Below are 26538 nucleotides of genomic sequence, written 5' to 3' on the forward strand. Positions count from 1 at the left end.
CCCTGCGCACCTGATCCGTCAGGCCCAGTACCATTCGCGGATGTTCCAGCAATTGATCGAGGTGTTGATGTTGGGGCGGAAGCCTTGCAGCCCCTCCTTCACGCCCTCGGCGATGAAGCCCTGGAACAGCGGCAGGATGGCGAGGTCGTTGCGGATCAGCTTTTGCAGCTCGCCATAGGTCGCCTTGCGCTGCGCCAGGTCGAATTGCTTGGCGCCTTGGGCCAGCAGCCGGTCGGCCTCCGCGCTCTGATATTGATAAGTGTTGTAGCCGCGGCCGCCCTTGGCGGGAATGGCGCCGGAGCCGAAGCGCGGCGTCACGTCGGGGTCGCTGCCCAGCATGAAGTTCACGCCGACGATCACCGAATTGAACTTGGATTGCTGCCAGAAGTCGCCCCAGATCACGGCCGCCGGCATGTTGTTGACGCGCATCGCAGCGCCGATCGCGCGCCAGTCCTGGATCAGGAGCTGCTGAGTCTGCTCGCGCGCTGCATTGCCCGATGTCGTCGAATTGGTGAATTCGAGCTTGACGCCGCCCTTCTCGCGCACGCCGCCGGCGCCGCGCACCCATCCTGCGGCATCGAGCAGCGCGTTGGCCTTGGCGGGATCGTATTTGTGTTGCGACAGCTCCTGCTGGAACGACCAGGCCTGCTGCGGCACGAAGCTCTCGGTCTGCGTCGGCAGGCCGTAATAGAGCGCGTCGATGATCGCCTGCTTGTTGATGGCGAGGTAGAGCGCCTCGCGCACCGCGCGATCGGCGAAGGGACCGAACTCCAGATTAGGCGCGATATGCTCCACGGATGACGTCGAGGAGACGACGATCTTGCGGCCCTTCAGCGTCTTCGCCTCCTGCACGAAGTTCGGCAAGATGCCTTGCAGGCCGGTGTAGTCGACCTGGCCGGTGCGGAACTGGGTGTAGAGCACGGTGAGGTCGGGGATGTACTTGAACACTACGCGTTCGACGTACGGTCCCTTGCCGTGATAGCCGGTGTGGGCGTTGAGCAGGATGTGATCGCCGGGCACGCGCTCACCCCAGCGGAACGGCCCGGTACCAACCGGCGCATTGTGGAACGGCGAGGCGTTCGGATCTGACACCTTCTCCAGGATGTGCTTGGGCACGATGAAGGTGAGCGAGCCCAGGATCGACATATAGGGCGAGTAAGGCGCTTCCATGCGCCAATGGATCTCGTCCGCCGCGACGACCTTGATGTCCTTGACGAGGCTGTGGCCGACGCGGCTGCGCGCGCGGAAATTGGAATCGTTGATCAGCTCGAGCGAGAACTTGACGTCGTCTGCCGTGAACGGCGTGCCGTCGTGCCACTTCACGTCGCTGCGCAGCTTGATCTTCCAGGTCAGGCCGTCGGCCGACAGGCCGCCATTCTCGATGGTCGGGACTTCGCGCGCGAGGTCGGGAACGAAATTGCCGGCGGGGTCGATGTACCAGAGCAGCGAGAACACCTGCCACCAGACGCCCTGATCGACCTCGATGCCGGGCATCAAGGGATGAAACACGGTCGGCTCCTGCGACAGCGCCGCGATCACCTGACCGCGCGGCTTGTCCGGCGGATTGGAGGGACGTTCACTCTGGGCAAAGGCGTGGCCCGGCAGCGTCAAACCCGCCGCGGCACCCGCACCGAGCTGGAAGAATTGTCGGCGGTTTGGAATGCCGAAGTGGAGTCCGCCAACGCCGAACCTGCCGGTGCTGTCTGCCATGACCAGTCTCCGTTCCCGCACGCGGCACCGTCTCCCGCGCCCCGAGACCCCGGCAAAGGGACAGGAGTGGGCTTTAGTGCTTCTAAATTTTTCAGTCAAAATTTCATCATGACTAAATACACCTGTCAATCGCATTGCTAGTATGCACAACCTTTTCACTCCGACTGAAGCCTCGGACCGACACGGCCGGGGCTCATGATGATGCACGGGAGAGCGACATGGATGGTCGCGGCGACACCAACAGTCCGAAGGACGTCCCGGGAAACGAGGCGGACGATGCGGTCGACCAGCGCCTCGGCGAAACCGTGCGGCTGCTGCGTCAGCGCGCCGGCTTCTCGATCCAGGACGTCGCCAACAAGACGGGCCTCTCCACCGGCATGATCAGCCAGCTCGAACGCGCGCGTGCCATGCCGTCGATCCGCACGCTGCGCCTGCTCAGCATCGCGCTCGACGTTCCCATCTCCTATTTCTTCGAGGCCAGCGATCCCGCCGACGTGCCGCGCTACATCGTGCGCAAGAACAGTCGCCGGCTGCTGCGCCTCACCGCCAGCGGCGTCGTCAAGGAAGCGCTCACCCCCGAAGGCAAGGGCCAGCTCGAGCTCTACGAGCTCACGCTCAATCCCGGCGCCTCCTCCGGCACCGACTTCCTGCAGCACACCGGCGAGAAGGCCGGCTACATCCTGTCCGGCAGCCTGCGGCTCTGGCTCGACAACCAGGCCCATGTGCTGGAAGCCGGCGACAGCTTCCGCTTTCCGAGCACCGTGCCGCACATGTTCGACAATCCCACCCAGCAGGCGGCGCGCGTGATCTGGGTGACGACGCTGCGCCAAACCGATTCGCCGGCAGGTTGAGGCGTCCGCCGCCCTGTACCACTGCAAATTGCCCCTCGACGCCGCCACGCCGAGTCTGTAGCTCACATGCAGCGGCCCTCCCAGGACCGGGCGGCCGATGCGGTCCGCGGCTGGCGTCTTTGGTGTGAGACCATGAAACTCAGAGGGCTTCTGACACTCGCGATGGCCGCACAGGTCATCGTGACGGCCGTAGCCCTGTTCGCTTCCTATGCCGCGACCGGCACCCGTGAATTCGGCATTGCCCAGCTGGTCGCCGTGCTGGCAAGTGCCGCGGTAGCTGTGCTGCTCGTGCGCCTCTGCGCGCGCGCGATCGAGAGGTCGGAAGAGAAACGCGCGGTCGCGCAATCGGCCGAGCTGGCGCGGGCGCGCAGCGACAGCGCACAGATGACGCAAGCCGTCATCAAGACCGCGCTCGATGCCTTCATTCAGATCGACGACAGCGGTGTCGTGCTGGAGTGGAGTTTTCAGGCCGAGGCCCTGACCGGATGGACGCGCCAGGAGGCGCTCGGTGCCGACGTCGTCGGCCTCATCGTCGCCGAGCCGCTGCGCGCCGCCTTCAGGCAGCGCATGGCGCGGCTGGTGCCGGAATTGTCGGACACGCCGTCCGGCCTTCGCTTCGAGCTCACCCTGGTCCACAGGAACGGCGAGCGGATCCTGGCCGAGGCCTCCAGCACGGTCTTGCGGCTCGGCGGACGCACCGTCGTCAACACCTTCGTCCGGGACATCACCCAGAAGCGCGCCGCCGAGGAACAACTGGTCCAGTCCCAGAAGATGGAGGCGGTCGGACAGCTCACCGGCGGCATCGCGCACGAATTCAACAACATGCTCACGGTGATCACAGGCACGATCGAGATCCTCGCCGAAGCCGTCAAGGACAATCCGCCGCTTGCGACCATCACCAAGCTGATCAGCGAGGCCGCCGATCGCGGCGCGGCGTTGACGTCGAGCCTGTTGTCCTTTGCACGCAAGCAGGCGCTGCAGCCGGTCGAGATCGACGTCAACGAGCTGCTTGAAGAGCTGGCAAAGCTGCTGCTGGCAACCTTCGACAAGAAGGTCGAGATCGTCACCCGGCTCGACCGCAACGTCTGGCTCGCCTTCGCCGACCGCGGCCAGTTGAGCTCGGCGCTGCTCAACCTGGCGATCAACGCGCGCGACGCCATGCTGGACGGCGGCAGACTGACCCTGACGACGCGCAACGTCGTGTTCGGCGTGCGCGAGGCCATGGCGGTCGGCGCCGGCTATGCCGGCGACTATGTCGAGATCGAGATTGCCGACACCGGCACGGGCATTCCACAAGCCATCCTGGAGCGCATCTTCGATCCGTTCTTCTCCACCAAAGAGGTCGGCAAGGGCACGGGGCTCGGGCTCAGCATGGTGTTCGGCTTCGTCAAGCAGTCCGGCGGCGGCATCAAAGTCGCCTCCGAAGAGGGCCGCGGCACGACCTTCACCATGTACCTGCCGAAGGCGGAGGCCAGCGCGTTGCGCCCGACCGGCTATGACGATCGCAAGATCGTCGGCGGCAAGGAGACCGTGCTCTGCGTCGAGGACGACCGCGACGTCCGCCACTACGTCGCGGTCCAGCTCGAAAGCCTCGGTTACAAGGTCATCCCGGCTGCCAATGCGACCGAGGCCCTCGCGATTGCGGCCGAAGGCACGCCGTTCGACCTGCTCTTCACCGACATCGTGATGGCCGGCGGCATGAACGGACGGGAGCTCGCCGAACAGATGGTGGCGGCGCGGCCCTCTTTGCGGGTCCTGTTCACCTCCGGCTAGGCCTACGATTCGCTGCACGCGCAGGGCAGCGCCACGATGGGCACGCCGCTCTTGAGAAAGCCCTATCGCAAGGCTGAGCTCGCCCGCATGCTGCGCCGCTGCCTCGACACCGCGGTCGACTCCGCCGGCGATGCGATCCCGACGCCCTACTCGGTGCAGGCCGACGTCGAAGCTTTTCTGCGCAAGCAGGCGGCGGAAGACACCACGACGCGGCCGCGGAAGTAGGTCTTCCGCCTCAGCTCATCCGCCGCCGCAGCGTGGCCGATGGCGTCTCGCCGAATTTTTCGCGGTAGGCGCCGGCCATGCGGCCGAGATGGGTGAAGCCGAGATCGAAGGCGATGTCGGTGATGGAAGAATCGGGCGATCCTTGCGCGAGCCGGGCGTTGAGACCGGCGAGGCGCATGTCGAGCAGCATCTGCGAGATCGACAGGCCGAAATGACGGCGGAAGCCGAGCTGGAGCGCGCGGATGCCGATGCCGGAGGCGCAGGCGAGCCGCGCGAGGTCGAGCGGCTCGCCGGCATTGTCCGCAAGATGATCGCGCGCGGCACGGAGCGCACGCGGCAGCCGTTCGGCCCGGCCGGAGAATGTTTGAATCGCATCCGACAGGCCATGTTGCTGGCCATTGAGGAGTTGATCGAGCAGCAGCTCGCGCCAATCGGCCATCGCGACCGCTGACAGCCTGCCGGAAGAACCAAGACGCTCGGCGAGCATCGTCAACTCGGCGAGGCTGCGCCGCAAAGCTTGCCCGGCCGGCGCCTCCAGGTCGATCACGGGATCGAACTCGACCGTGTCCGCCGCCCTGCCCGACAGCGCCGCGGCGCGCTGCTCGACCATGCGGCGGTCGAGCAGCAGGATCGCCTGCGCGCAGTCGCGCCACATCATTTGCGTCGGAATTGTTGGGGACAGCAGCGACGCCGTCCGCTCCGGCGCCGCATCGAGCTCGGCGACGCCGGCGCGGATGTGGGCTGTGCCCGCGAGCGGGATCTGCACCAGGAAGAAGCGCTCGAGGCAGCCGGGATCGATGCAGACCGATCCGCCATAGGCGACGTAGTTGATGGAAAAGCCGTCAAAGGCCGCGCAATTGTGCCGGGCCGAAAAGCCGGCCGCGCGCGCCTGCGCCGGCTTCAGATCGTGCGGACAGAAGATGCGGCCGATCTCTTCAGCCGCTTCGTCGACGTCGTCGGTGGTGACGCGGGCGAAATCCGCAAGCCGTTCGGCTGCGGACGCCCTTGCGGTCATTTCCAGCACGGCTGCGGACATCGTCGACCACGCTTCGCGTCGCGGAATTATTTTAAGCCTATAATAGTTTTCCGAACGCGAAAAGGGCGACCTCCCCGAAATCATCATGCTGCACGGCAACAGGCGCTCCGTGGATTCGTTTAGCGGATAGACAGGCGCCCCATTGTTGACCGAAGCTCCATCCCCGCCGGAATTCATTGGGAGCGCGCCATGACTGCACTCGAAAAAGGCATTACCGCTAAGGGCACAGGCTACGGCGGCAAGAGCTGGAACATTCTGGGCCAGGTTTATTTCCCCAAGGCCGTCACCGACTCCACCTTCGCGTTCGAGACCAACAGCGATCCCGGCCAGTTCGTGCCGGTGCACATCCATCCGACCCAGGACGAGTTCATCCTGGTGCAGGAGGGCACGCTCGACCTCAAGCTCGACGGCAAATGGGTCAAGGCCCATGCCGGCGATCTCGTGCGCATGCCGCGTGGCATCCCGCATGGCTATTTCAACAAATCCGACAAGCCGTGCCGCGCGCTGTTCTGGGTCTCGCCGATGCAGAAACTGGAGGCGCTGTTCAATCAGCTGCACAATCTGACCGACCCTGCCGAAGTCGTGCGCATCTCGGCGCTGCACGAGGTCGATTTCCTGCCGCCCGAGGCCAACGACTAGGCGGCCGCCTCCCCGTCCAATTCATCTGCTTGCAGGCCCGCCGGCCGCGCCTTGCGGCTGAACGTGGCCGCTTGCGCGCGGAAAACACATTGCGAGCAAACCCATGATCACTCCCAAGCATGTCTGCGTGATTGGCGCCGGCGTCTCCGGCCTTGCCGCCGCCAAGACCTTCTCCGGCCGCGGCCACCGCGTCACCATCGTCGAGCGCAGTAGCGGTCTCGGCGGCGTCTGGGAGCCGGCGCGCTCCTACCCCGAGGTGCAGACGCAAAGCCCGAAGGAGCTCTACCGCTACACCGACCGCGCCATGCCGGAGGCCTATCCGGAATGGCCGACCGGGCCGCAGGTTCACGCCTATCTCGCCGATTATGCCAAGAGCTTCGGCCTCGACCGCATGTTGCGCCTCGACACCGAGGTCGCCGGCATGGCGCGGCGCGCCGACGGCAAGCCGGGCTGGACGCTCACACTGAAGAGCAAGGACGGCGTGAGCACGCACGAGGATTTCGATTTCGTCGCGGTTTGCACCGGCCAGTTCAACGAGCCGCGCGAGCTGCATTGCCCGGGCGAGGACGGCTTCCTCGCGCAGGGCGGCCAGATCCTGCATTCGTCGAAATACGGCGATCCCTCGCTGGCGAAGGGACGCCGCGTCGTCGTGCTCGGTGGCTCGAAGTCCGCAACCGACGTCGCAGTCAACGCGGTGAAATCGGGCGCGCGCGAGGTCACCATCGTGATGCGCGAGCCGGTCTGGCGCATCCCCTATTTCATCGGCGGCCTCGTGAACTTCAAGCGCATCCTCTACATCCGCGCCCAGGAGGAGATGTTTCCGGGCTGGGGCATCAGCGCGATGGGGCGGCTCGCGCACCGCATCGCCGCGCCGCTGGTGTGGGCGAACTGGCGCGGGCTGGAAAGCCTGCTCAAGGCGCAGCTCAAGCTCGGCCGCTGCAACATGGTGCCGAAAGAGCGGATCGAGGACGGCGTCAACTGCTCGGTGCCGATCGCGACGCCGGGCTTCTATCCCATGGTCGCCGACGGCCGCATCAAGGCGGTGTTCGGCACCTTCGACCATTACGACGGCGACAGCATCGTGATGAGCGGCGGCGAGCGCGTGGGCGCCGATGTCGCGGTGCTCGCGATCGGCTACAAGCTCGGCGTGCCGTTCCTGCCCGAAGCCTACCGGCAGAAGCTGGTCGATGCGGACGGGCAGTACCGGCTCTACCGCCTGATCGCCAATCCCGACCTGCCTGAGCTCGGCTTCGTCGGCTTCAACTCGTCGTTCTGCACCGTGCTCTGCGCCGACCTCGCCGCCAACTGGCTGGTGCGCTATGCCGACGGCCAGCTCGCGAACCAGCCGACGGCGCAGCAGATGCGCGACAACATCGAGATGATGCTGCACTTCAAGCGCGTCGAGCGGCCGGCCGCCGGCGTCTATGGCGGTCTGTGCGTCGCGCCCTATCACTACCGCCACTTCGACGAGCTGATGGCCGACATCGGCGCGACGCAGCAGAAGCGCGGCGGGCTGGCCGGGCGCTTCCAGCCGCCGGATGCGGATGCCTATGCGAAATTCCTGGCGACCGCGCCGGACTATCGCGCGGCGTGAGGCCTGTCGGACTCCGGCAGTACCGTCTCCAGGTCCGAATCGATCACATCCGCCGTGCGCTGATAATGCTTCTGGAGCAGCGCCACGGCTTCATCCGTTCTCCGGTCGAGCACGGCCTGAAGGATCTCTGCGTGCTCGGTCCCGATCTTGCGGACCGGATAGGCCTTGGCAATCGACATCATGCGGTAGCGGTAGAGCCGGTCGGCGAGCTGCTCGCAAAAGCCGAGCAGCGGGCGCGAGCCGCACAGGCCAATCAGCGTGGCGTGGAAGGCGCGGTGAGCTCTCTCCCAGTCGGGGTTGTCTGCGAACTTGTCCGGATCGAGCGAGCGCGGCGTGCGGTCGAGGCGGTGATGCGTCACCAGAAGCGCCTCCTCCCACGCTTGCGTCGCGTTCTGCATGGATTCCCGCAAGGCCAGCCCTTCGACCCAGCAGCGCGTCTTGGTCAATTCCCGAAGCTCATCCTTGCTGACCGGCTTCACGTAGAAGCCGCGCTGCTCCATGCCGACCACGAACTCTTCCGTGGTCAGACGGTTGAGAGCCTCGCGAAGCGGAGTCTGTCCGACATTGTAGTGCTCCATCAGGAAGCGCGACTGCAGCTTGCGTCCGGGGGCAAGGCGCGTGGTCAGGATGTCGGCCTTGAGGCGGGCATAGATGCTCGTCGCCAGCGTCGCCGGCGCGTCGGTCTTCGGGCTCGACAGGTCTGAGCTCATGGCGTCCCACTGATTCATCGCGTTTTTTGTACATCAGCCCGCGAGCGACCAAGAATTTATAAATTACATCTTTACTGGCAGATTTGTATATATTAATTCTTCGCCCACAACAACCGGCTCTGGGGCGATCCGCGGCTATTCGGATGCGCCCCGTGCCTTTAGCGAGGAAGCCCGATGTCCGATTTTCCGGTGGTCGCGTTGCGCAGCGTCGAGATCGCGACGCCGCGCCTCGGCGCCTCGGCCGACTTTTATGCGAAGGTCTGGGGCCTCGATGTCGCTGCCGAAGCCGAGGGGACGATGTATCTCGCTGCGACGGGAGCGGACTTCCACGTCCTCGAGCTCACGCAAGGCGAGCGGACTGCGCTCCGGAAGATCACCTTTCGCGTCCGCTCGCGCGACGATCTCGACCGCCTCTTCGCGCGCGCAAGCGAGGCGGACTGCGAGATCATCACGCCGCCGGGGTCATCACACGCGCCATCGGGCGGCGCGCACTTCGTGATCCGCGAGCCGCAGGGCTCCTGCATGGAGTTCGTCCACGGCGATCGCACCAAGACGGCGCGCATTTTGGCTGACCGCCCCGAGCGGCTCGCCCACGTCAACATCAACAGCGCAGACATCGAAAGACTCTCGACGTTCTACCAGGAGGTGCTGGGCTTTCGCCTGACCGACCGCTCCAAGCTGATGGCATTCCTGTGTTGCAACAGCGATCACCATGCGGTCGTGCTCGCGGAAGCGCCGATCAACGGTCTCAACCACGTCGCGTTTTTGATGCCCGATCTGGAATCGGTCATGCGCGGCTCCGGCCGCATGATCGATCACGGCTTTCCGATCGGCTGGGGCGTCGGCCGTCACGGGCCCGGCAACAACGTGTTCGCCTATTTCGTCGACCCGACCGGAATCGTCGTCGAGTACACGGCCGAAGTCCTCCAGGTTGACGACAGCTATCGTCCAAAGAGCCCGGCGGAATGGGTCTGGCCACCGGGACGCACAGACCAATGGGGCATTGCGCCGCCCAAGAGCGAAGCGTGCAAGTCGGCGCAACTCGCCGTGCTGTTCGACGCAGGTCGCCGCGCATGACGACGTCCACGGCTGCCACGGAGCATGATGTGCTTGTCGTCGGCTTCGGGCCGACCGGCGCCGTCGCCGCCGGCCTGCTCGGCCGTCTCGGCCATCGCACGCTCGTCATCGACCGGCTCACCGACATCTACGACAGGCCGCGCGCGATCGCGCTCGATCACGAGATCTTTCGCCACTTCGACAATATGGGGCTGGCCGATGCGATCGCGCCTCATGTCGAGCCCTTCACCGCGTCCGAGCATTTTGGCGTTGACGGCCAATTGATCCGGCGCGTCCACATGGTGACGAAGCCCTACCCGCTCGGCTACACGCCGAGCATGGTGTTCAGCCAGCCGCCGGTCGAGGCCGAGCTGCGCCGTCACGCCTTGAGCTTCTCCTGCGTGAAGGCCGAGCTCGGCGTCGAGTTGGTCGGTCTCGTGCAGCGGCCCGACCACGTCGAGGCGACGCTGAGGGACGCGGGCGGGCAATTGCGGACCGTGACGGCGCGTTACGTGATCGGCTGCGACGGAGCCTCGAGTACCGCGCGGCAGATCGCAGGCATCGCGCTCGACGACCTGATCTTCGACGAGCCCTGGCTCGTGGTCGACGTGCGGGTGAACGAGGACGCGCTCGCCAAGCTGCCGCAGAACTCCGCGCAGTTCTGCAACGCGGCGCGGCCCGTGAGCTTCCTGATCGGCCCGAAGAACCATCGCCGCTGGGAGATCATGCTGCTGCCGGGCGAAGACGCCAAGCAGATGGAGCGCCCGGAGAACGTGTGGAAGCTGCTCGCTCCCTGGCTCGCGCCGGAAGATGGAAAATTGTGGCGCGCGGCCTCCTACCGCTTCCACGCGCTGGTCGCCGCAAACTGGCGCAACGGCCGCATCATCATCGCCGGCGACGCCGCACACCAGCAGCCGCCGTTCATCGGACAGGGTATGTGCCAGGGCCTGCGCGATGCGACCAACCTCGCCTGGAAGCTCGACCGCGTGCTCAAGGACACTTCGCCCGAGACGCTGCTCGACAGTTACACGGCCGAACGCAAGCAACACGTGATCGAGCTGACCGGCAAGATCAAGGCGATCGGCCAGTCGATCTGCGAGCGCGATACGGCCGCCGCGCGACGCCGCGACGCGCAGATCCTCAGGGACGGCGGCGGCAAGCCGCTCGAGATCACCCGGCAGGAAATCATCCCGCCGCTGCGCACGGGCTTGCTGGCTGAGCAGGATGGCGCTGCGCGCGGCAGTCTGTTTCCGCAACCACGGATCTTGCGCGACGGCGCGCCCTGCCTGCTCGACAAGATCACCGGGCCCGCCTTGCGCGTGTTCATCGACGGCCGCCGCAGCGATGCGGCCTCGCTCACGGCACTCTGCGCGGCGCATCCCGAGCTGGCCGCAACGACGATCACGCCGGCCGGCGCCGGTGCAGCCGGCATGCTCGAAGAAATCGACGGTGTGCTGGCCGGCTGGTTCGACCGCCACGCGGCCGCCGCCGTGATCGTGCGGCCCGATCATTACGTGTTCGGCACCGCGCATAGCGCATCCGAGCTCGACAGTCTCTTGCGTGAGGTCATGTCGCGCCTGCACACCCATTCCAATCCCGATCTGAAAATGGAGAAGACAGCATGAAACTCGCAACCGTTGCGATCGAGGGACGCACGACCTGGGGCCTCGTCGAGGGCGACAATTTCCTTGATGTCGGCGCCGTGCTCGCCTCGCGCTACGCCGATCTCCGGGCCGCCATCGCGGGTAACCTCGCAGGCGTTGCGGACGCCAAGTCCAAGGCAACCGCCACACCGCTCGCCGGACTCACCTGGCTGCCGGTCGTCCCGAACCCCGACAAGATCATCTGCGTCGGCCTGAACTACGAAACGCACCGCAAGGAAACCGGCCGCGCCGAGGTCGAGCACCCCACCATCTTCTCGCGCTATTCCAACAGTCAGACCGGGCATCTGAAGCCCATCATCCGGCCGCGCGTCTCGACTGATCTCGACTTCGAGGGCGAGCTCGCGGTCATCATCGGCAAGGGCGGGCGTTACATCTCCCGCAGCGAGGCGATGGGCCATGTTGCCGGCTATTCCTGCTACAACGATGGCAGCATCCGCGATTTCCAGCGCCACACCCACCAGTTCACACCGGGCAAGAATTTTCCCGATACCGGCGCGTTCGGCCCGTGGATGATGACGCCCGACGAGCTCGGCGGGCTCGGCGAGCTCAAGCTCACCACCCGCCTCAACGGGCAGATCGTGCAGGAGGCCCAGATCAAGCACATGATCTTCGATATCCCGCGGCAGATCGAATATTGCTCGACATTCACCCGGCTCGAGCCAGGTGACGTCATCGTCAGCGGCACGCCCGGCGGTGTCGGCGCCAGGCGCACCCCGCCGCTCTGGATGAAGCCCGGCGACATCGTCGAGGTCGAGGTCGAGAAGCTCGCCATCCTGCGCAATCCCGTCGTCGACGAGGCGCCGTGAGCTGTCCGCTCGACGTCTTTGCATCTCGGCGGCGGCGAAGCTTGCCTTGTTCGCCGCCGGGCCGAGGCGCCTGACTTGAAACGACACAAGCAAAAAGCCAACGAGGGGAAACACATGAGCAACACCGCCGAGGTCATCGCCGGCCCGACCGACCGCGCCGAAGCCGCGCCCATCACGCCCGCGTTCCGCAAGCTCGTGGTCGCATCCTCGCTCGGGTCGGTGATCGAGCACTATGATTTCTTCATCTACGCTTTCACCGCTCCCATCGTGTTCGATCGCTTCTTCTTCCCGAAGATGGATTCGACCGCGAGCATGCTGGCGGTCTACGCCACGTTTGCAGTCGGCTTCGTCGCCCGGCCGCTCGGCGGCATGGTGTTCGGCCACTACGGCGACCAGCTCGGCCGCAAGGCGATGCTGACGATTACCTTCGTGCTGATGGGCGTCGCGAGCTTTCTGATCGGCTGCCTGCCGAGCTATGATTCGATCGGGCTGCTGGCGCCGATCGCGCTGGTCGCCTTACGCTTTGTGCAGGGCTTTGCCTTCGGCGGCGAATACATGAACGCGGTGTCGCTGACGCTGGAGAATGCGCCGTCGGCACGGCGCGGCTTCTTCGCTTCCTTTGTCAACGCGTCCGGTCCAATCGGCGTGATCCTGGCATCCGGCTTCATCGCACTGCTCGGCTTCGTCTCGAGCCCGCAGGATTTCGCGCAATGGGTCTGGCGCGTGCCCTTCGTGCTGAGCCTCGTGCTGGTGATGCTCGGCAGCTATATCCGCCTCCAGGTCGATGAATCGACCATGTTCAGGGCGGTCCAGGCCTCGGCCGGGCGGCCGAAGGCACCGCTGCTCGAGGTGGCGCGGTCGTGGAAGAAGTCGGTGCTGTTCGGATGCCTCGCCAACATGGCCCACAGCACGTTCCAGTACATGAGCACGGTCTTTGTGCTCGGCTATGCCGTCAGGACGCTGGGCATGGCGCAGTCCAACGTCACCTTCGGCACCATGGTCGCCAACGTGCTGGAGATGTGCCTGGTGCCGCTGATCGCGGCCTATTCGGACCGCTTCGGCCGCCGCCCGTTCATCGCGCTCGGCATCCTGCTGGCCGCGGCCTGGTACCCGATCTACTTCCAGCTCGTCGCCAGCAAAGATCCGACGCTGCTCATCCTGGGCCTCGTCGTCTCGATCGGCATCATCCACGCCCTGATGTTCGCGCCGGAAGCAGCCTTCACCGCAGAGCAATTTCCGACGGAGGTCCGGGTCAGCGGTTCCTCCCTCGGCAAGCAACTCGGCATCATCCTGGGCGGCGGCATCGCGCCCCTCGTCGGCACCGCCCTGATGGGCTCAAGCGGCAGCTTCACACCTGTGATCCTCTATTTCGAGGCGATCGCGGCCTGCGCCTTCATCGGCATCCTGCTCGCCCCGGAAAGTTCGAAACGCGCGCTATAGGTGAGGAGGACGCTCGCTGGGATTGCGAGAGATTGCGTCTCGCCAGCCTCCGCGTCTGATGCTTACGATCGTGGCCACGATTCGTCAGGCGCCCGGGGAACCGCATGGGACCAAGATACCTTGTCGCCGCGACATTGACGGCGGTCGCCCTGCTGATGACGGCGCCCGCCGCCGGCCAACAGCGCGCGCTCACGCCCCGTCAATCGGAGGCGCTTGCCGCCTATGACCGCGCGCTCGCCGACTTCAAGTCGGTCCTGGCCGAGCGGCGGCGCCAGATCGAGGCCAAGCAGCCGCTGCCAAACCTGCCGGGACAGGCGCTTTATCTTGCGCGTGTCGCCGTGATCAGTACTTACAAGGATCTTACCGACGCCATGCCGTCGCGGATCGGCAGGCCCAACAAGTTCGAGATTCCGCCAGCCTATTTCGACGCCGACATCGAACCGCTGATCGACGAATATTCGAACTTGTTCGACGTCATGGAGGCGCCGCCGGCCGACGCGCAGAACTCGGCGACGCCGTTTAGGGATGTCGTCGATCTCGCCACGGTGATCGCGCGCGCCAAGGGGCTTGCTCCTGAGCATGCGGCCGCTGCGGGACGCATCAGCCTCGGGCTGTTCTTCGCAGAAACCAACGGCAAGCAGAACGTCCGCAACGGTCGCTCGAACACCTATATGGGCAGCTTCCAGACCGGCCCCTCCGAGGACCGCAACGGTCACAGGAAATGGGAGACCATCAAGAACGAGGTCGCCGCGATCGATCCGTCCCTGAGCGCGCGCGACGACAAGGAAGAGGCGCGAGCCCGCGGTACCGATCACCGCTTCAACCACTGGACCAACGTGCGCGACGCCCTGATGAACGCACATGCGGACGTGTTCCGCGAGATCCCCGCCATCGTGAAGACACTGCCCGACCCGATCGACCAGATGAAGCTGTTCGAGCTGATCCAGATCGTGCCGACCCCGACGCGCGCCGCGCTCAAATCCGGCGATCTGCTGAACTACAGGGTCTCCAGCCCCACGATCATGAAGCACTTGCGCAACAACAGCATCTTCGCGTTCGGACAGGCCGACCGGGCGCGCACCTCCGCAAGCTTCCGCGAGATCCTAGCGGCGATGTGGCTGTTCAACCGGAAGTTCGACAAAGCGATGGCGAAATACGCGGAGATCAAGCCGCGGTAGGGTCGCGTGCCAGGCGTGTTCTCCCCTTATTGCGCAGGGGAATAGCATGTGGCAGCGATTTCGCCTGTGGCCGTCCTTCGAGACGCCCGCCGTCGGCGGGCCCTCAGGATGAGGACCAAGAGCGTTGCGCCATTTTTCTTGGCGAGGATCGATGCCGCTTAGCCTCATCCTGAGGAGACCGCGAAGCGGTCGTCTCGAAGGACGAGGCATGCGCTCAACTGTCGCTCGAAGTCACATGCGATCGCCCTGCCTTATTGCAGTGCGTGCGCATTCGCGGGAGACGATCATTCCAGCAATCTCGTTTATTCCCGTAGCCCCACAGATAAATTTCGCTGCGTCGGATCATTGCGAAAATCGTCTGCTTGCTTTTAGCTGGCGCCAAGCAAGGCAAACAACAAATGGGGGGTTATATGATCCTGTCCGGCGCCGGCCTCATTCGCGTTGCCGTCTTGGGTCTCCTGCTGACCGGATCGGCAGCGGCCCACACGCCGCAGCAGCCGCCGCATCAGCTCTTCAGCGAGGGAGACCTCAAACTGGAGAGCGGCGAGGTGATCAAGGACTTCTCGATCTCCTATGTCACCCACGGCACGCTGAACGCCGACAAATCCAACGCCGTCCTGATGGTGACGGCGATCTCGGGAAATCACCACCGGGTCGACTTCATGATCGGCCCCGGCAAGGCGCTCGACCCCGAGAAGTATTTCATCATCTGCACCGACGCGATCGGCAACGGCCTGACGACCTCGCCGAGCAATTCGAAGGCGCAGCCGCGCATGCAGTTTCCGAAATTCACGATCCGCGACATGGTCGAGTCGCAACACCGCCTGGTAAAGGAGAAATTCGGCATCTCGCATCTCGTTGCCGTGATCGGACCTTCGATGGGCGGCATGCAGGTGCTGCAATGGGGTGTCAGCCATCCCGACGACATGGATGCGCTGGTGGCAATGGTCCCCCTGGCGAAAACTCCGGCCTGGAGCGTGGCCGTGCTCGAAGCCTCGCGCAAGGCCATCATGAACGATGCCGCATGGAACGGCGGCAATTACGATGCGCCGCCCGAGAAAGGCATTCGTCTCTGGCGCGACATCCTCAACCTGCTCGCGGCGCGCACGCCGGATATGTATCAGGCCCAGTTCAAGAACGGCATGGATGTCCTGCCGTGGATGAAGGAGCAGGAAGACGCGGCGATGAAGGCATTCGACGCCAATGACTGGATCTACCAGACCTGGGCCTACGAACGCCACGATGTCGGCACCTCGCCCGGCTTCAACGGCGACACCGCGAAGGCGCTTGCCGCAATCAAGGCGAAGACGCTCATCCTGACCGGCACCAAGGACCTGCTCAATCCGGAATTCGAACCGATCGCGGCGGGCAAGAACATCGCTCATGTGAGGATGGAGACCATCAGTCCAGGCACCGTCACGGGCCACGCCTCCGCGGGCGGCTTCAATCCTGCGGACGTGGATTTTCTCAACCGCGAGGTGAGGGGCTTCCTGATGCAAGGAAGCGACCGCGCCAAGCCGGCGAATTAGGGTGGGGGCTGACGAGTGGCGATGTCGGCTTCTGGCAGCGGAGCCCAGACGATTTATAGCCAACCGGTTGTAACCGATTGCTGGCGCGCGAGCCATGGTTGCAAAACCTATGTATGTGTTGACCTCTCCCAATTAGACGTGCACTGCCAATTGCCATCCTGAACATGCAGAGTGGCATGTAAGCAAAGGTGCGGGATGATTGCGGCAGCTCGGGAAGCGGTCGACCTGCTGGTGCAAGCGGGAAATGCCTGGCATTTTGATGGTACCCGACAGGGATTGCATGATCGAGACTGGATGGCCTTGCGGTTTCTGGCTCGCGCCAATCGGTTCTCACGGACCCCCTCAGCACTAGCTCAATTCGTCGGCCTTACTCGAGCCACCGCGTCCCAGATGATCAAGGACTTGGAAGGAAGGGGCTACTTGGAGCGCAGGCGTTCTCCGACAGACAAACGGTCAGTAACTCTAGCTGTGACGCCGCAAGGCGAGATGATCCTCGCAAGCGATCCAATTAAGCCGCTTGTGAATGCAATTTACGCACTTGAGCTTGGTGCAAACAAGTTTCGAGACATACTCCGTCAGGTCTTGGACGGTTTGGACACCACTCAGCACTCCCATCATGCAGACACATGCAAGGAATGCATTTTTTTGGCAGAAACGGCTCGCGAACTTCCGCGCAAGATGCAGGCCGAATTTACCTGCCGATTTTTTCGGGCAAGTATCACTAGAGGAGAGCTCGACCTTCTATGCGTTAATTTCGAACGTCGAGAAGACCATAAACGTTGAGGCGCTTCTTGCCCTCCGGCGACCTTCAACGATGTCCGCTTTTGTGCCGCCGTTCCGGGACAAGCGGACATCAGACGCGACCAAGATCAAGCATCTAATCTGCCGCTGCCGCTATTCCGTCCGGATCGGCGAATCCTTCAAACCATTATCGTCATAGGCCTTGCGCAGCGTGCCGTTGACCGTGGCCTCCGTCATGAATTTGGTGACGAAGGTCAGCGCCTCGTTGTGGCCGAGCGGCACGGCGACCGCAGTCACGGTCTTCTTGAACGTCTCGTCCAGCACCCTTGTACCCGGGATCTTCTGCGCCATCTTGTTGAGCTGATCGCGCGACAGCGCGAAGGCGTCGATCTCGCCGCTGTTCAAGAGGCCGAAGATCTCGTCATAGGTCTGATAGCCGGTGACCTTCGCATGCCTCAGATGCGCGATCGCGCCGCGCATGGTGGTGGTGGCGTTGACGGCCGCAACTTTGACGCCGGGTTGGTCCAGCGTGGCGAAATTGGTGATGCTCGACCCAGGCTTGACGATATAGGTGGCATCCGCGACCTCGTAGATCGGGCCGAACAGCATCTTGGTCTCGCGCTCGGGATCTTTGGGCAGCCAGGTCACATCCCAGGTGCCCTTTGCGGAGGCATCGGTGATCTGTCCGGAATTCTGGTGCACGACATAATCGACGGGGACGCCGAGCTCGGCGGCCATCGCTTTGCCGAGATCGACGGGCACGCCGGCATAGCCGGCTTCGGTCTTGGTCGACCAGAACGCGCCGCCTGCGGGGCTGATGGCGATCGCGACCCGCAGCTTGCCGGTCGGTGCGATCTCGTCCTTCAAGCCGTCTGCTAGCGCGGGCATGGCAACAATCGCTGCGAGAACGAGGCCGGCGTGGGCCGACCGAAATGGCGTTGGCATGTCATGGTCTCCTCACCTTTTCTTCTTCCCGGCCGCTCTGTTTGGCCGGCGCGACCTTTGACACAATTCTGGTCGATCATGCCCTCGGTGAAAAGCAGTTTGTGGTGATAAACTTGTCAAAGGCCACATCGCTCTTTGCAGTGCAAGGCCGGTGACTGCCATGGCTATGGTGTTCCGCGGCCAGTCATTTGTTGCTAGCCTGCCGCACCGACAGACAGCAATCGGGGGCTACCGAATGACCGCAGCGAATCCCGCCTCTCCCGCACGACGCAACGGAGCGTGGAGGCATATCGGGCGGGTCCTTTCCGCTGCGGCCTCCGTGGCCGTCCTCGCCGGCTGCGAGGACAAGAACACGTTCGTGGCACCGCCGCCGCCCAAGGTGGATGTGGCAACGCCCGTGCAGCGTCCGGTGACCCGCTACATCGAGGCCACCGGCAACACCGCGCCGATCAAGAGCGTCGATCTGGTGGCGCGGGTGCAGGGTTTTCTGCAATCGATCGACTATCAGGACGGCAGCTTCGTCAAGCAGGGCACCCAGCTGTTCACGATCGAGCCGGAGACCTACAAGCTCAAGCTCGAACAGGCGCAGGCGGCCGAGGCCGGCGCGCAGGCCTCGGTCCGGCAGTCGGAAGCCGATTACAAGCGGCAGGCCGAGCTGGTGCAGCGCCAGGCGGTCTCGCAAGCCACGCTCGATAATTCCACCTCGGCGCGCGACAACGCCCAGGCCAATCTGCAGCAGGCGCAGGCCAATACCAAGCTCGCCGAGGTCAATTACGGCTACACCAAAGTGACGGCGCCGTTCGACGGCATCGTCAGCGCCCACTTGGTCTCGGTCGGCGAGCTCGTCGGCGTCTCCTCGCCGACCCAGCTTGCCTCCATCGTCGCGATGGACCCGATCTATGTGAACTTCACCGTCAACGAGCAGGACGTGCTGCGCATCCGTGCCGAAGCCGCCCGCCGTGGACTGACCCCCGCCGATATGAAGCAATTCCCGATTCAGGTGGGACTGCAGACCGAGACCGGCTATCCGCACGAGGGCAAGCTCGACTACGTCTCGCCGACGCTCAATCAATCGACCGGCACGCTGGCGGTGCGCGGCCTCGTGCCCAACGACAAGCGGATGCTGCTGCCCGGCTATTTCGTCCGCGTTCGCGTGCCCTTCGACCAGGAGAACGCGGCCCTGCTCGTCCCCGACACTGCGCTGGGCAGCGACCAGGGCGGCCGCTATCTGCTGGTGGTCAACGGCGACAACGTCGTCGAGCAGCGCAAGGTGCAGATCGGCCCGGTCGACAATGGGCTGCGCGTCATCGAAAGCGGCCTGAAGCCGGACGACCGCGTCGTCATCGCGGGTCTGCTGCGGGTGATCCCGGGCCAGAAGATCGATCCGCAGGTGACGAAGATCGAGCAGCCGCAGGCCGCGAGCAAGTAAGGGCCAGCCATGATCTCAAAGTTCTTCATCGAGCGGCCCGTCCTCTCGAACGTCATCGCGCTGCTGATGATCCTGATCGGCGGCGTCGCGCTGTTCAATCTCGCCATCGCGCAATATCCCGACGTGGTGCCGCCGACCGTCCAGGTCACCACGCGCTATCCCGGCGCCAGCGCCAAGACCGTGATCGATACGGTGGCGCTGCCGATCGAGCAGCAGGTCAACGGCGTCGAGGACATGCTCTACATGCAGTCCTACAGCGGCTCCGACGGCACCTATACGCTCACCGTGACCTTCAAGATCGGCACCGACCTCAACTTCGCACAGGTGCTGGTGCAGAACCGCGTCTCCAGCGCGCTGTCGCAATTGCCGCAGGCCGTGCAGAACCAGGGCGTCACCGTGCAGAAGCGGTCGACCTCGATCCTGTTGTTCGTGACGCTGACCTCGCCGGATTCGCGATACGACAGCCTCTATTTGAGCAACTACGCCACCATCAACATCCGCGACGAGCTCTCCCGCCTGCCCGGCGTCGGCAACGTCACCGTGTTCGGCGCCGGTCAGTATTCGATGCGGGTCTGGCTCGATCCGAACAAGCTGCAGGTGCGCGGTCTGGTGCCGCAGGACGTCATCCAAGCGATCCAGCAGCAGAGCCAGCAGGTCTCCGCCGGCCAGGTCGGCGCGCCGCCGACGCCGGCGGGCCAAGCGTTCCAGTACACGCTCAACGTCAACGGACGTCTCGACGACACCAGCCAGTTCGAGAACATCATCGTCAAATCAGGCAGCAGCGGCGACGTCACGCGCGTGCGCGACGTCGGCTGGGTCGAGCTGGGCGCCCAGACCTACAGCCAGATCTTCTCGCTCAACAAGCAGCCGGCCGTCGGCATCGGCGTGTTCCAGTCGCCCGGCGCCAACGCGCTCCAGGTCGAGCAGGCGGTCGAGAAGAAGATGGCCGATCTTGCCAAGCGGTTTCCGGAAGGCATCAAATACGATACGCCGTTCGACACCACCAAATTCGTCGAGGCCTCTGTGCACGAGGTCTACATGACGCTGATCGAGGCCGGCCTTCTGGTGCTGGTCGTGATCCTCGTGTTCCTGCAGGACTGGCGCGCGATGCTGGTGCCGGCAACCACCGTGCCCGTCACCATTATCGGTGCCTTCGCCGCAATGGCGGCGCTCGGCTTCACCATCAACATGTCGACACTGTTCGCGATCGTGCTCGCGATCGGCATCGTGGTCGACGACGCCATCGTGGTGGTGGAAGGCGCCGCGCACAACATCGAGCGGGGCATGAACGGCCACGACGCCGCGATCAAGGCGATGGACCAGCTGTTCGCGCCGATCGTCGGCATCACGCTGGTGCTGATCTCGGTGTTCCTGCCGGCCTCGTTCCTGGCCGGTCTCACCGGACGGATCTATTCGCAATTCGCGCTGGTGATCGCGACGACGGCGCTTCTGTCCGCCATCAACGCGGCGACGTTGAAGCCGACGCAATGCGCGCTGTGGCTGCGGCCGACGGTGCCGCCGGAGCAGCGCAACTTCTTCTACCGCGGCTTCAACGCGGTCTATGACCGCGTCGAGCGCGGTTACACAAGGCTGATCACCTTCCTCGTCAAGCACGCCACCGTCTCGGTCGCGTTCGCGCTGCTGGTCATCGGAGCCAGCGGCTACGGCCTGTCGCGCGTGCCAACCGGCTTCCTGCCGATCGAGGACCAGGGTTATCTGATCGCCGCGATCCAGCTGCCGGACGGCGCCGCGCTGGAGCGGACCCAGAAGGTGCTCGACAGGGCCAGCGAGATCATCAAGGAGACGCCCGGCGTCCAGCAGGTCATCACCATTGCCGGCATCTCCGCGCTCGACAACAGCGCCAGCCTTGCCAATGCCGGGGTCGCCTACATCATCCTGAAGGATTGGGAGGCGCGTAAAGGGCCCGGCGAGGATCTGCGCTCGCTGGTCTATGGCCTCAACGACAAGCTCGCGACCATCATGGAGGCCCGCACCATCGTGCTGCCGCCGCCGCCGATCCAGGGCATCGGCAACGCCGCGGGCTTTTCGATGCAGGTCGAGCTGCGCGACGGCAACAGCGATTTCGCCAAGCTGCAGGCCATCACCGGCGCGATGGTCTCGAACGGCCAGAGCCAGAGCGCGCTACAGCGCGTGCAGTCATCGTTCCGTTCCTCTGTGCCGCAATTCAACGTCGAGATCGACCGGATCAAGACCCAGACACTGCATGTGACGACGGATCAGGTATTCTCGGCGCTGTCGACCTATCTCGGCTCGTCCTACGTCAACCAGTTCAACAAATTCGGCCGCGTGTTCCAGGTCTATACGCAAGCCGATCCGGCCTTCCGCCTCACCGAGCGCGACATCGCCAACATGCAGGTGCGCAACTCCAACGGCGACATGATCCCGATCGGCACCGTCGCCAAGATCACGCCGGCGACGGGGCCGTCGCTGATCAGCCTCTACAACCTCTATCCCTCCTCGACCGTCATCGGCCTGCCGGCGCAGGGCTATTCCTCCGGCCAGTCGCTGAAGCTGATGGAGGAGATCGCCGACAAGACGCTGCCGCCCGGCACCGGCTACGAATGGACCGCGATGTCGTATCAGGAGAAGGCGGTCAGTAACCAGATCTACTGGGTGTTCGGCCTCGCCATGCTGCTGGTCTATCTCGTGCTCGCCGGCCAGTATGAGAGCTGGTACGCGCCGATCTCGGTGATCCTCGCCGTGCCGCTGTCGCTGCTCGGGCCGATGCTGATCCTCTCCGGGCTCAAGATCGACAACAACCTCTATTGCCAGATCGGCCTGATCCTGCTGATCGCGCTGTCGGCCAAGAACGCCATCCTGATCGTCGAGGTCGGGCTCGAGCTGCATGGCCGCGACGGCAAGCCGATCCTGGAATCCGCGATCGAAGCGGCGCGCGCCCGCTTCCGGCCGATCCTGATGACCTCGTTCGCCTTCATCCTCGGCGTGGTTCCCCTGGTGCTCGCCACCGGCGCCGGCGCCAGCGCCCGCAAGTCGATCGGCATCACGGTCTTCTCGGGCATGCTGGCCTCGACCTGCCTCGCGGTGCTGTTCGTGCCGGCCTTCTTCGTGGTGGTGCAGCGCTTCGAGAACTGGCGGGCATCGAAGAAAGCGCCGAAGGTGAAGGCGGTGGCGGAGGTGAAGCCTTGAGAGTGTCGGTAGGATCAGCGGCGCGGCGTTCTCGGTGTAACCTCTCCCGCTTGCGGGAGAGGTCGGCGCGTAGCGCCGGGTGAGGGCTCTCTCCTCTGGGGGAGTGTCCCGATGTGGAGACACCCTCTCCCCAGCCCTCTCCCGCAAGCGGGAGAGGGAGCGCACCGTCGTCTAAGCCTTCTCCGCCGGCGCCTGCCGGGCCTCGCCGCTCGACACCAGCAGCACCGAGACCTTCGACTGCCGCAGCACGGCGTCGGCGACGCCGCCGAAGGAGAGATGATCGGCCTGGATGCGGTCGACGCCCATGACGACGAGATCGACGTCGGTAGTGTCGATCTCGCGCAGTATCGCGGTCTCCGGCGCCCGGTTCACCCGCAGCGTCGTGGTGATGTCGACCTCGTAGCGGGCGGCGAGATCGCTGGCGTCCTTCAGGATGCCCGCCTCCTGGCTGAGGCCGCGGGAGGCGCCGCGCTGCGCACCCTTGTCGCGTGTGGTCGCGACATAGATCACCCGGAGCGAGCCTGATCCGGCCTGCGCCAGCGCGACCGCGACCTCGGCGCCGCGCTTGGAGATGCCGCTGCCGGAGACCGGAACGAGGATGTTGAGGGCCTCGGGCATCGGCTGCTTCAGGTGCTTGCCCTTGGCCGCGGCGATCGCGAGCGGCCCCTCAAACGTCGCGGCAATGTCCTCGATCTTGCGGTCGAAGCGATCCTTGGTCGCGGAAACCTTGTCGATACCGACGACCAGCAGATCGAAACCCTTGCGCGCCTCGTCGGTGATGGTCTCGCCGAGTTCCGCACGGCGCGCCCGGGTGACGACGTCGACGCTGCCGGCCTCGCCCTCGCTGCTGGCGGACACGGCCGCCTTCTTCACCACGGCTTCATGGCTCTCCTCCTCGTCGCGACCCTTCTCCTGCTCCTTCGCGTTTGTGCCGATATGCAGCACCGTGATCGGCAGGCCGCGCATGCCAGCGATTAGGCCCGCGAGGTGGGCGGCAAAGGTGGCATTGACGCTTTCGTCCACCGCCAGCAAAGGCCGCTCGAGATTGGCGAGGAAGCCGCGCTTCTCGAATTCCTCCCGCTCCAGCCGATCCTTCTCCTCCTTGTTCATCGGGAGTCTCGCCAGCGCCGCGCGCAGCATCGGCGGCATCGCCATCGTGGTCACGATCGCCATGGTCACGATCATCGTGAACAGGTTCTGGCTCAGCACGCCGATGGACAGGCCGATGGTCGCGATGATGACTTCGGTCGAGCCGCGCGCGTTCATGCCGCTCGCGAGCGCCAGCGACTCCCGCGTGCTGAGACCGCCAACAGTGCCGCCGACGAAGGCGCCGCCGAATTTGCCGACGCTGGCGATCGCGACCAGGAGGCCGGTGAGCATCAGGAGATTGGGATCTCGGAGCACCGAGAGATCGGCGGCAAGGCCGGCAAGGCCGAAGAACACCGGCATGAAGAAGCTGGAGATCAACCCGCGCAGGCGCTCGTCGATCTGCCGCGTCAGGATCGGGGATTCCCCGACCAGGATGCCGGCGACGAAGGCGCCGAGAACGGTGTGAACGCCGATGGCATGCGTGATCATCGCCATCATGCCCATCAGCAGCAGGATCACCGTGATAACAGCTGCGGCGCTGACGAGGTTGTCGTTGGCCCAGCGGATGAGCTGAAACACCAGGCGGCGGCCGATCGTGAAGCTGACGGCGAGGAAGGCGAGCGTCCCCAGCAATGCCTTCGCCACTGAGGCGAAATCCGGCGCCCCTTGCGAGGCCAGGCTGAAGATGACGGCGATGATGATCCAGCCGATGGTGTCGTCGATGACGGCGGTCGCGACGATGATCTGCCCGACATTGCGGCGCATGAAGTTCATCTCGCGCACGACCACGGCGACGATCTTCACCGAGGAGATCGACAGCGCTGTGCCCATGAACAGCGAAGCCACCAGGCGCTGTTGTGGATTGGGCAGCAGCGCATCGGGCAGGAACTCGCCGAGCGCAAAGCCGCAGGCAAAGGGCACGAGGATGCCGGCGATCGAGATCGCGATCGCGGCCTTGCCGACCTTCCGAACCAGCTTGAGATCGGTCTCCATGCCGGTCAGCAGCAAAAGGAGCAGGATGCCCACTTGCGCGATGCCGTCGATCATCGCCTTCTGCTCGGGCGATTTGGGGAAGATCGCGTGCTGCGCCTCCGGCCAGATCCAGCCGAACAACGACGGCCCGAGCATGATGCCGGCGAGCAATTCGCCGATCACGGAGGGCTGGCCGATCCGCTGCATGATCTCGCCGAGGCCGCGGCCGACCGCGATCAGCAGCACGATCTGCGCCACCAGCAGGAATTCGGAGGGACCTGCCGATTTGCCCGTTTCAGCACCGGCCGCAATGGTGGTGAGGACAAGCGCCGCGGGGACAAGGCCGAACGATCGGAGCAGGCGCGATGGCATGCAGGTGTCTTTCCCCCTTCACCCCGGCTTCGGGGCCATGGGGATAGAACCCGCGGGAGGTGGAGCGGGTTCCATATGCGCGCAGCGGGCGGTGACGACAAAGGTCGATAACAATGCCCGCCAGTTTCCTCGTCATTGCGAGCGCAGCGAAACAATCCAGAGTCCATCCGCGGAGGCAGCCTGGATTGCTTCGTCGCAAGGGCTCCTCGCAATGACAGGGGAGAGAAACTGGGGCCCGCGCCCCGCTCGTACCCCGGACGCAGCGCAGCGTCTCCCCGGCGATGCGAAGCATCGTCCGGTCAGGCGGTGCGCTGCAGAGCCGGGGTCCATGCGGCACGGGAATTCGTGGCGTCTGGGTCCCGGCTCTGCGCTCCGCTTCGCTGCGCTTGTCCGGGACACGAGAGCTCACGCCGCCTGCGGCGTCCGGATCTCGCGCGGCAGGATGATCGCCGCCGCGATCGCGAGCAGGCAGAGGCCGGCGAAGGCGTGCAGCATGGTGACGAAGCCGCCCTGCTCGTAGAGCCAGGCGACCAGGCCGACCGAGGCACCGGCTGCGGTGAAGCCGATGAAATAGCGCACGGCATAGGCGCGCGAGCGCCATTCCTCGCTGGTGTATTTGCCGACCATGGCGTCGTTCACCGTGACTTGGCCGAACGCGCCCATGACGATGCCGATCGAGACCAGGATCAGCGGCAGATTGTTCAGGCTGGCGGCCAGATACAGGAACGGCGCCAGCATGAAGGACAGCGGCAGCGCCACCGTCTTCAGCGAATAACGATCGAGCAGCCGGCCGATCGTGTACTGCGTCATCGCGCCGAATACGTAGACGCAGGCGGCGATGACCCCGAGCAGCGCCGGGCTTTTCGTCAAATCCGCCAGCCGCTCCGCAAACAGCTTTGGCAGCGCCACGGTGACGGCGTTGAACGTCGTCGAGATTGCGATCACGACGATCAGCAGCGACAGCACCACGCGCCACATGTCCTGTTTTGCCACCCGCGCCTGCGCCGCCGCCTGCTTGGCGCCCTTGCGGCCCTCGTGCACGACCAGCATCGCAAAGGCGATGCCGATCAGGATCGTGACCACGCCGGGAACGATGAAGGCAAAGCGCCAGCCGAAATATTGGCCGAGCACGCCGGTGACCAGCGCCGAGGAAGCCACGCCGAGATTGCCCCAGACGCCGTTGATGCCCATCTCGCGGCCGAGCCGGTCGGCATAGGACACGATCATGGCAGTGCCGACGGGATGATAGATCGAGGCAAAAATGCCGATCGCCAGCAGCGCGGCACCGAGCTGCGCCGGGGTCTGCACGAGGCCGACTGAGATCATGGACGCCCCGATGCCGACGAAGAAGATCAGCATCATATGGCGGCGGCTCCAGCGGTCGCCGAGCCAGCCTGTCAGCAGCGAGCCGGCGCCGAAGGCCACGAAGCCGGGCGTCGCGTAAGGCAAGAGTTCCGAATAGGCCATGCCGAGCGCCGGGCCCATGATGATGACGGCGGCGGCGAAGATCAGCATCGAATAATGGTCGATGAAATGGCCTGCGTTGACGAAACTGATCACCCGGCTGGGGCTGTTCATTTCCCGAATCCTCTCCTGCTGCGAAATGAGTTA

The 26538-nt window shown here is 64.7% G+C and carries 18 protein-coding genes and 1 pseudogene; 13 read left to right on the forward strand and 6 right to left on the reverse strand.

From position 1 onward, the window contains the following. Positions 1-18 precede the first annotated feature (18 nt). Positions 19-1710, reverse strand: coding sequence for a peptide ABC transporter substrate-binding protein (locus XH84_RS25145; protein WP_128920098.1), 1692 nt, complete (start codon positions 1708-1710; stop codon positions 19-21). A 218-nt stretch (positions 1711-1928) separates the two neighbouring features. Between XH84_RS25145 and XH84_RS25150 the strand changes: the two genes are divergently transcribed. Together XH84_RS25150 and XH84_RS25155 are read left to right on the forward strand one after the other, a co-directional pair. After that, positions 1929-2561, forward strand: coding sequence for a cupin domain-containing protein (locus tag XH84_RS25150; protein ID WP_128920099.1), 633 nt, complete (start codon positions 1929-1931; stop codon positions 2559-2561). Positions 2562-2693: 132 nt separating this feature from the next. After that, a pseudogene (locus XH84_RS25155) lies at positions 2694-4559 on the forward strand (ATP-binding protein). A gap of 10 nt (positions 4560-4569) precedes the next feature. On the opposite strand, the gene XH84_RS25160 reads toward XH84_RS25155, so the two are convergent. Then, positions 4570-5595, reverse strand: coding sequence for an AraC family transcriptional regulator (locus XH84_RS25160; RefSeq protein WP_128920100.1), 1026 nt, complete (start codon positions 5593-5595; stop codon positions 4570-4572). A 189-nt stretch (positions 5596-5784) separates the two neighbouring features. Here XH84_RS25160 and XH84_RS25165 point away from each other — a divergent pair, with 189 nt between their 5' ends. Together XH84_RS25165 and XH84_RS25170 are read left to right on the forward strand one after the other, a co-directional pair. After that, positions 5785-6234 carry a cupin domain-containing protein gene (locus XH84_RS25165; RefSeq protein ID WP_128920101.1) on the forward strand — a complete coding sequence of 150 codons (450 nt, stop codon included), beginning with the start codon at positions 5785-5787 and terminating at the stop codon, positions 6232-6234. Positions 6235-6337: 103 nt separating this feature from the next. Next, positions 6338-7828 (forward strand): flavin-containing monooxygenase, encoded by a 1491-nt coding sequence (locus XH84_RS25170; protein ID WP_128920102.1) that lies wholly within the window; start codon positions 6338-6340, stop codon positions 7826-7828. On the opposite strand, the gene XH84_RS25175 is transcribed toward XH84_RS25170, so the two are convergent. After that, complete coding sequence (locus XH84_RS25175) at positions 7813-8538, reverse strand: GntR family transcriptional regulator (protein ID WP_128920103.1); 726 nt, start codon at positions 8536-8538, stop codon at positions 7813-7815. The genes XH84_RS25170 and XH84_RS25175 overlap by 16 nt on opposite strands. A gap of 174 nt (positions 8539-8712) precedes the next feature. Here XH84_RS25175 and XH84_RS25180 point away from each other — a divergent pair, with 174 nt between their 5' ends. From XH84_RS25180 to XH84_RS25210, 7 genes are all read left to right on the forward strand, one after another. Then, positions 8713-9615, forward strand: coding sequence for a VOC family protein (locus XH84_RS25180; RefSeq protein ID WP_128920104.1), 903 nt, complete (start codon positions 8713-8715; stop codon positions 9613-9615). Beyond that, on the forward strand, positions 9612-11219 hold the full coding sequence (locus XH84_RS25185) for a bifunctional 3-(3-hydroxy-phenyl)propionate/3-hydroxycinnamic acid hydroxylase (RefSeq protein ID WP_128920105.1): 1608 nt from the start codon (positions 9612-9614) through the stop codon (positions 11217-11219). Before XH84_RS25180 ends, XH84_RS25185 begins: the two co-directional genes overlap by 4 nt. Next, positions 11216-12064, forward strand: a complete 849-nt coding sequence (locus tag XH84_RS25190; RefSeq protein WP_128920106.1) for a fumarylacetoacetate hydrolase family protein — start codon at positions 11216-11218, stop codon at positions 12062-12064. Before XH84_RS25185 ends, XH84_RS25190 begins: the two co-directional genes overlap by 4 nt. Before the next feature lie 114 nt (positions 12065-12178). Next, positions 12179-13504: an MFS transporter gene (locus tag XH84_RS25195; protein WP_128920107.1), complete on the forward strand. Its 1326-nt coding sequence runs from the start codon at positions 12179-12181 to the stop codon at positions 13502-13504. A gap of 104 nt (positions 13505-13608) precedes the next feature. After that, positions 13609-14682: a hypothetical protein gene (locus XH84_RS25200; RefSeq protein ID WP_128920108.1), complete on the forward strand. Its 1074-nt coding sequence runs from the start codon at positions 13609-13611 to the stop codon at positions 14680-14682. 398 nt (positions 14683-15080) lie between these two features. Then, positions 15081-16211 carry an alpha/beta fold hydrolase gene (locus XH84_RS25205; protein ID WP_245471846.1) on the forward strand — a complete coding sequence of 377 codons (1131 nt, stop codon included), beginning with the start codon at positions 15081-15083 and terminating at the stop codon, positions 16209-16211. Positions 16212-16406: 195 nt separating this feature from the next. Then, the gene (locus XH84_RS25210) at positions 16407-16994 is read left to right on the forward strand and encodes a MarR family winged helix-turn-helix transcriptional regulator (RefSeq protein WP_283810237.1); all 588 of its coding nucleotides are present in this window, start codon (positions 16407-16409) and stop codon (positions 16992-16994) included. A gap of 111 nt (positions 16995-17105) precedes the next feature. Here the strand turns inward: XH84_RS25210 and XH84_RS25215 are convergent, their stop codons facing one another. Then, positions 17106-17897: a transporter substrate-binding domain-containing protein gene (locus tag XH84_RS25215; RefSeq protein WP_128920109.1), complete on the reverse strand. Its 792-nt coding sequence runs from the start codon at positions 17895-17897 to the stop codon at positions 17106-17108. Between the two features lie 235 nt (positions 17898-18132). Between XH84_RS25215 and XH84_RS25220 the strand changes: the two genes are divergently transcribed. Both XH84_RS25220 and XH84_RS25225 read left to right on the forward strand, forming a co-directional pair. Beyond that, the gene (locus XH84_RS25220; protein WP_164936344.1) at positions 18133-19326 is read left to right on the forward strand and encodes an efflux RND transporter periplasmic adaptor subunit; all 1194 of its coding nucleotides are present in this window, start codon (positions 18133-18135) and stop codon (positions 19324-19326) included. Positions 19327-19335: 9 nt separating this feature from the next. Continuing rightward, a complete protein-coding gene (locus XH84_RS25225) occupies positions 19336-22494 on the forward strand; it encodes an efflux RND transporter permease subunit (protein ID WP_128920110.1) in 3159 nt (1052 codons plus the stop codon). Between the two features lie 171 nt (positions 22495-22665). Here XH84_RS25225 and XH84_RS25230 read toward each other — a convergent pair whose 3' ends face one another. Beyond that, positions 22666-24927: a cation:proton antiporter domain-containing protein gene (locus XH84_RS25230; RefSeq protein WP_128920111.1), complete on the reverse strand. Its 2262-nt coding sequence runs from the start codon at positions 24925-24927 to the stop codon at positions 22666-22668. A gap of 405 nt (positions 24928-25332) precedes the next feature. Further along, positions 25333-26505 (reverse strand): MFS transporter, encoded by a 1173-nt coding sequence (locus XH84_RS25235; protein ID WP_128920112.1) that lies wholly within the window; start codon positions 26503-26505, stop codon positions 25333-25335. Positions 26506-26538: the final 33 nt, after the last annotated feature.

Origin of the sequence: Bradyrhizobium nanningense (genome assembly GCF_004114535.1) — a bacterium.
GTDB lineage: Bacteria > Pseudomonadota > Alphaproteobacteria > Rhizobiales > Xanthobacteraceae > Bradyrhizobium > Bradyrhizobium nanningense.

Bases quoted from the DNA above. Each gene is read 5' to 3' on its own strand.
- XH84_RS25145 (WP_128920098.1), bottom strand. From the start codon at position 1,710: ATGGCAGACAGCACCGGCAGGTTCGGCGTTGGCGGACTCCACTTCGGC.
- XH84_RS25150 (WP_128920099.1), top strand. From the start codon at position 1,929: ATGGATGGTCGCGGCGACACCAACAGTCCGAAGGACGTCCCGGGAAAC.
- XH84_RS25160 (WP_128920100.1), bottom strand. From the start codon at position 5,595: ATGTCCGCAGCCGTGCTGGAAATGACCGCAAGGGCGTCCGCAGCCGAA.
- XH84_RS25165 (WP_128920101.1), top strand. From the start codon at position 5,785: ATGACTGCACTCGAAAAAGGCATTACCGCTAAGGGCACAGGCTACGGC.
- XH84_RS25170 (WP_128920102.1), top strand. From the start codon at position 6,338: ATGATCACTCCCAAGCATGTCTGCGTGATTGGCGCCGGCGTCTCCGGC.
- XH84_RS25175 (WP_128920103.1), bottom strand. From the start codon at position 8,538: ATGAGCTCAGACCTGTCGAGCCCGAAGACCGACGCGCCGGCGACGCTG.
- XH84_RS25180 (WP_128920104.1), top strand. From the start codon at position 8,713: ATGTCCGATTTTCCGGTGGTCGCGTTGCGCAGCGTCGAGATCGCGACG.
- XH84_RS25185 (WP_128920105.1), top strand. From the start codon at position 9,612: ATGACGACGTCCACGGCTGCCACGGAGCATGATGTGCTTGTCGTCGGC.
- XH84_RS25190 (WP_128920106.1), top strand. From the start codon at position 11,216: ATGAAACTCGCAACCGTTGCGATCGAGGGACGCACGACCTGGGGCCTC.
- XH84_RS25195 (WP_128920107.1), top strand. From the start codon at position 12,179: ATGAGCAACACCGCCGAGGTCATCGCCGGCCCGACCGACCGCGCCGAA.
- XH84_RS25200 (WP_128920108.1), top strand. From the start codon at position 13,609: ATGGGACCAAGATACCTTGTCGCCGCGACATTGACGGCGGTCGCCCTG.
- XH84_RS25205 (WP_245471846.1), top strand. From the start codon at position 15,081: ATGGGGGGTTATATGATCCTGTCCGGCGCCGGCCTCATTCGCGTTGCC.
- XH84_RS25210 (WP_283810237.1), top strand. From the start codon at position 16,407: ATGATTGCGGCAGCTCGGGAAGCGGTCGACCTGCTGGTGCAAGCGGGA.
- XH84_RS25215 (WP_128920109.1), bottom strand. From the start codon at position 17,897: ATGCCAACGCCATTTCGGTCGGCCCACGCCGGCCTCGTTCTCGCAGCG.
- XH84_RS25220 (WP_164936344.1), top strand. From the start codon at position 18,133: ATGACCGCAGCGAATCCCGCCTCTCCCGCACGACGCAACGGAGCGTGG.
- XH84_RS25225 (WP_128920110.1), top strand. From the start codon at position 19,336: ATGATCTCAAAGTTCTTCATCGAGCGGCCCGTCCTCTCGAACGTCATC.
- XH84_RS25230 (WP_128920111.1), bottom strand. From the start codon at position 24,927: ATGCCATCGCGCCTGCTCCGATCGTTCGGCCTTGTCCCCGCGGCGCTT.
- XH84_RS25235 (WP_128920112.1), bottom strand. From the start codon at position 26,505: ATGAACAGCCCCAGCCGGGTGATCAGTTTCGTCAACGCAGGCCATTTC.